Consider the following 5,317-nt stretch of genomic DNA (forward strand, 5'->3'; position numbering starts at 1 on the left):
GGAGAAACAGACACTTTGGAAAAAGTTCAAAAAAAGCTCTGTAAACCTCGGTAAATCTAGCGTATATGAAAGTATTATTTTATTCTACACAATGAAAAAGAAAGAATTACCTACTAAGGCGAAATTCATAATATTAGCCGCTTTATCTTATTACGTATTAACAATCGATTTCATTCCAGATATAGCTGCTATTATTGGGATTGGGTTATTAGATGATGTTTTAGCAATCGCTGTAGCGCATAAATACGTTATGAGACACGCAGATGCTGAAATTCGAGAAAAGAGCAAAGTAAAGATGGAGTCATTATTTACTTCAGCACAAGCATAATGAAATTATCTAGTCATTTACCTACCTTTTTACTTTCAAATAAAGCTAACTGTAATTAATGATAGTTCCACCTCACTGAATATTACCCTTCACCATGAGAGCATAGCAGAATAAATTCCTAAACAAAAGCATTTCTCTTAGCTCTCAAACCGTAAACAAATAGGGAATCAGCACTTGTTCTTAAGTTCTGACTCCCTTTTATTTGTTCTTATATCTATCTGTTATACAGTTTCATACGTTCCCTTATACAAAACTGCTATTGCCGCTACTATAAGAATCATACCCATAAAAGCAGGTGCGGCATGACCAAGTGATACATAGATTTGTCCTCCAATAATCGGACCAATCATTCTTGCTAAAGCTTGAATAGATTGGCTTCCACCTTGAATCCTTCCTTGTTCATTAGAACTGACAGACTTTGAAAGCATCCCGTTGAATGAAGGCCCGAAAATTGAATCCCCAAAACCAAACATTAGCATTCCAACGATAAGTAGTGGAGAGAGTGAAAATACAGCTGATGCTGCAATAAAACTGTATCCTATAATCTCCGAAACCATCCCAAGAATTGCTATTTGTTTATCACTAAGCTTGATTAAAAGCTTTGGCATTATAAAACTTTGTGAAACAATGTCTTGAAAGCCCAAAATTGAAAACATAAGTCCGATTAATGCAGGTTTCCAACTGAAAGTATCCATTGTAAATTGCGTGAAAATTGCTTGTAAAGATCCGTTAGGTATCCAAAGTAAAAACGCTGAGATAAGTAACCATTTTAAATTTTTCATGGAAAGTATATTTGCTAGCTGTGCAAAAGGATTTAACCTTACAAAAGTAATCTCTTTTAACCTGTTATTTTTGTCAAGGCTCTCAGGCATGTATTTCATACCATATAAAACATTTAATAAAGTTATGAACGCTCCAAAGTATAAAGGTACAGAATGACCAAACTTTGCAAGTAAGCCCCCAAGAGTGGGTCCAATAATAGTTCCCACACCTACAACTGCACTCACCCATCCAAAGTATTTCGTTCTCTGCTCTTTCGGAATGATGTCTGCAAAATATGCGAAGATAGTACTTATGCTCCCACCTGTTATACCTTCTATTATGCGTCCAGCAAATAATACCCATAAAGCTCCTCCTATGCCAAAAACCAAGTACCCAATTGCAGAACCAAATAAGCATATTAAAAGTAATGGACGACGGCCATACTTATCGCTTAAAGCCCCGAGTGCTGGAGCAGCTAAAAACACGGAGGCCGCATATACGGAAGTTAGTAGTGTAACAACTAATGCTTGTTCTTCCGGATTACTTGTATATGGCTGTACTAAGAATGGGACTACAGGCATGATGATACTGAAACCTATACCACAAAGAAATACAGAAATAAGTCCGAATAGTAAAGCATGTTTATCTATGCTTTTTTCAGTTTCCCTTTCATTTTGTGATCTAAATATAGACATTTAACTTCTCTCCTTAAAATATTTTGTTGCTTTGTCAACAAAATGATAACCCTGTTTTGTTGATTAGTCAACAAAGATAAAATAATAAAAAAGCAGCCTATTCTCATATTAGAGTAAGGCTGCCATTTTATTATTAAAATGTATTACGATTTAATATGTATACCTTGTTTCTTTATTTCTGCATCCAAATGTCTACTATACTTTTCCACAAAGCTAATTATACTGTCGAATTCTTCTTCAGTTACTTGCTCAAATACAGCTTTATCCCGCTCTTGAAACTCTTTGTGCAGATCTTCATGGATTTTATAAATTTCTTTCCCTTGTTCGGTAAGCTTAAAATAAATTTCTTTCTTATTTTCTGACTTTTGGTAGCTTTCAACAAGGCCTTTTTGTATGAGCTTCTTAGTCATTCTACTTATAGCACCGCGAGTCACATAAAAAGCCTCTGCGAGTTGCGTCACGTTAGAATTTGCATTGTTTTCAATATATTCAATGCAGTGGACTTCAGAAGACTTAAAACCTTTAAGACCTTCTTCCATCTTATCTTTATTAAGCCAAACCAGCTTATTATATAATTCCCTGAAACCGTTCATGACCTGTTCTTCTTTATTCATGATCTGCCCTCCTCACCGCTCATTAGCACATTAAAACTATTATATTAAATTTCTGCTTATGTTTCGACAATATTGAAATAATTATTGTAACATTAAAGATATGTGTAAAAATAGGCGCTTAAATAAAATAATTTTTAAACAGCAAATTTTGCAAGTTTATTGCTACTTACAGTAAACAGTAGACAAAAAGTAAGAGCTAAGACTATTTCTCTTAGCTCTTCTTTCATAAAACTATTTCACTTCATTAGCGACAAAAAAGTGCTCACATACACTTGATATGCGCTGTAAGTCCACGTTCCCACCAGATATAACAGCCACTACTTTTTTCCCTTTTATATAACTATCAACTTTTCCTGCAAGAAGTGCAGCAGTTGCTAATGCACCTGCACCTTCTACAACAGCTTTCCCACGTTGTAATAAATCTTTCATCGCTACTTCCAGCTCTTTTTCTGATACAGTTACAATATCATCTACTAATTCTTTTACAATTTCAAATGTTAATTCACCTGGTATTTTAACTGCGCAACCATCTGCAATAGTAGGCGCCTCATAGTGTTCTACGATTGCTCCTTTATCGTAAGATGCCTTCATTCCATGAACATTATCTGCTTGGACACCAATTATATTAATGGATGGATTAAAAGATTTCAATGCTACAGCAATGCCAGAAATAATTCCGCCTCCACCAATTGGTACAATGACAGTATCTACATCCCACATATCATCAAGAATATCTAATCCAATTGTACCTTGACCAGCCATTACCTCTACATCATCATATGGATGTAAGTATGTTTCACCTGTTTCTCTTATAATTTCTTCACATTTTGCCTTTGCATCATCAAAGGTTTCACCATGTAAAATCACTTCAGATCCATATCCTTTAGTTGCTTCAACTTTCGCCTGCGGTGCAGAAATTGGCATAACAATTTTACTCTTAATACCGAGTAAATGAGCAGATAATGCAACTCCTTGTGCATGATTACCTGCTGAACATGCGATTACACCTTTTTCTTTTTCTTGATCCGTGAGCCGTGACATTTTATTAAATGCGCCACGAAATTTAAAAGAACCCGTTAATTGCATATTTTCTAATTTCAAATGTATTTCTCCGCCCGTTTTACTAGTCAAATAAAAAGATTTTACTAATGGCGTTTTACGAGCATTTCTATCTAGAATCTTGTGAGCTTTTTTAATATCGTCTATATGTAATGGTAGTTTTCTAGTTATCATACTGACACCTCTTCCAAAGTTCTATTTCTAAGTTTTCGTAAGTCGTAGCTCCTTTATACGAAAAGAAAAAATCTTTATATATGTACCCCACTCTGAAATAAACACATTTGCAAACAATTTAACATCCTTTTCATATCGCGTTCTTTATAATGATTTAAACATGCAATTTGGATCCAATTATTCTTTTGTAAATAAGATGACTCATAATGAACGATGTATCCTTGTAATGCTAATGCATCGCCTACTACTTTAGAAGAATGGTCTTCGCTTAATACAATAGTAAGTATAATTGGCGCGGCATGTTCTTTAGGTGAAACAAGCTTTAAGCCCATATCAGTAATAACTTCTTCAACATACTCGTATGTCTCTTTAATTTTTACAAATACCTTTTCATCTTCAAATCGCTTCAACGCTTCTTGTAATGCATAAATTAAATTCCATGATTGTGAGTATGGAATGCTTTCATTTTCTTCATACATACCAATGTCCATATAGGCCGGCACAGCCTCGTTTATTTTTACAATGTGGTTATGAAAAACGAAAGAAATTCCTGTATATGATTTAATCGCTTTACCGCTAACACCACTTGCAAAATACACATCCTTCAAGGATAATGGTATTGCTCCAATTGAGCTTATGCAATCTACACATAGTTTTATTTGATTCTCGTTACAAAGAGTATTTAGCTCGTTTAAATCGTTTAACATTCCAGTAGATGTTTCATGATGAACAAACCAAATCCATTCATAATTCCCAGTTGTCATGATTTCTTCTAATTCGGTATAAATAAATGGATCTCCCATTTCCTTTTTATACGTATCAAAATGTAACCGTGCTCGTTTTGCATGTCCAACTAATCTATTACCAAATTCCCCATTTGTTAATACTAGTCCTTTCCCTTTTAAAGAACGTAACTGTAAAGCAATCGCATCATTTGCTAACGTCCCTGTTCCTAACATAAGCTGTACATGTTTTGCTTTTGTCATGTAAAGTAACCGTTTTTTTACATTGCCCATCATCACTTGAAATGACTTAGAGCGATGCGAAATAGGCCGCGTAGAAAATGCCTTTCGAACGTTCTCTTCAATATCTACTGGACCAGGTAAAAACGTATATTCTTTCGTCATAATCCCCCCAACACTCGACTCTTCAAACATAGCAGGGGTAACATACATTGGTTGGAAGGCTGCTTCTTCTGTACCAACTAACGTATGGAAAGATTTGAATCCCATTTGCTCATATAAAGCTAGTTCACGTGTTGTTGCAGAAATGAGTGCTAATTCATATCCATTTAGAAGCAAATAACGATGTAGAAAACGAATTAATCCTAACAACGCTCTTCCATTTCTATATTCACGTTCTACTGAAAGCAAACGAATTTCATACATTTTTTCTCCATGCTCTTGCAAATAAACATCTAAATTTGAGATTTTATAATCTAACGAGAATGGTCGTTTTCCCCGCACTGCGACCATACCTACTAATCTATCCTCATCTAAACAAATTAAATATGTATTTTCTTTATGAAACCGATCTATACGAAACCGGTCTTTCGTTTCTTCATGTTGTGGTATCTCTTCCACAAAAGTTTTATAATTTAATTTATGTATACTTTCAAATTCCCAATCTTGATCAGCAACTTTATAAATTAACCCCATGCCTTATCTCCTTTATCTATTTAATAA

At 34.5% G+C, this 5,317-nt stretch carries 5 protein-coding genes; 1 reads left to right on the forward strand and 4 read right to left on the reverse strand.

Annotated features, from left to right (window positions below; translation table 11 throughout):
* Positions 1 to 328 (forward strand): YkvA family protein (locus ACQGS6_RS22385; RefSeq protein ID WP_426965628.1); only part of this gene is annotated, 328 nt, incomplete at its 5' end.
* 221 nt (positions 329 to 549) lie between these two features.
* On the opposite strand, the gene ACQGS6_RS22390 is transcribed toward ACQGS6_RS22385, so the two are convergent.
* From ACQGS6_RS22390 to ACQGS6_RS22405, 4 genes are all read right to left on the reverse strand, one after another.
* A complete protein-coding gene (locus tag ACQGS6_RS22390; RefSeq protein ID WP_000021825.1) occupies positions 550 to 1,785 on the reverse strand; it encodes an MFS transporter in 1,236 nt (411 codons plus the stop codon).
* Positions 1,786 to 1,928: 143 nt separating this feature from the next.
* A complete protein-coding gene (locus tag ACQGS6_RS22395) occupies positions 1,929 to 2,399 on the reverse strand; it encodes a MarR family transcriptional regulator (RefSeq protein WP_001030906.1) in 471 nt (156 codons plus the stop codon).
* 231 nt (positions 2,400 to 2,630) lie between these two features.
* Positions 2,631 to 3,632: a bifunctional threonine ammonia-lyase/L-serine ammonia-lyase TdcB gene (tdcB, locus tag ACQGS6_RS22400; RefSeq protein ID WP_000632952.1), complete on the reverse strand. Its 1,002-nt coding sequence runs from the start codon at positions 3,630 to 3,632 to the stop codon at positions 2,631 to 2,633.
* Positions 3,633 to 3,706: 74 nt separating this feature from the next.
* Complete coding sequence (locus ACQGS6_RS22405) at positions 3,707 to 5,290, reverse strand: aminotransferase class V-fold PLP-dependent enzyme (protein ID WP_000523051.1); 1,584 nt, start codon at positions 5,288 to 5,290, stop codon at positions 3,707 to 3,709.
* Positions 5,291 to 5,317: the final 27 nt, after the last annotated feature.

It is taken from the genome of Bacillus sp. GMs2/2, assembly GCF_050172095.1.
Lineage (GTDB): Bacteria > Bacillota > Bacilli > Bacillales > Bacillaceae_G > Bacillus_A > Bacillus_A cereus.

Excerpts from the sequence above, each read along its gene's own strand:
- ACQGS6_RS22395 (WP_001030906.1), bottom strand. The coding sequence starts at position 2,399 with ATGAATAAAGAAGAACAGGTCATGAACGGTTTCAGGGAATTATATAAT.
- tdcB (WP_000632952.1), bottom strand. The coding sequence starts at position 3,632 with ATGATAACTAGAAAACTACCATTACATATAGACGATATTAAAAAAGCT.
- ACQGS6_RS22405 (WP_000523051.1), bottom strand. The coding sequence starts at position 5,290 with ATGGGGTTAATTTATAAAGTTGCTGATCAAGATTGGGAATTTGAAAGT.
- ACQGS6_RS22390 (WP_000021825.1), bottom strand. The coding sequence starts at position 1,785 with ATGTCTATATTTAGATCACAAAATGAAAGGGAAACTGAAAAAAGCATA.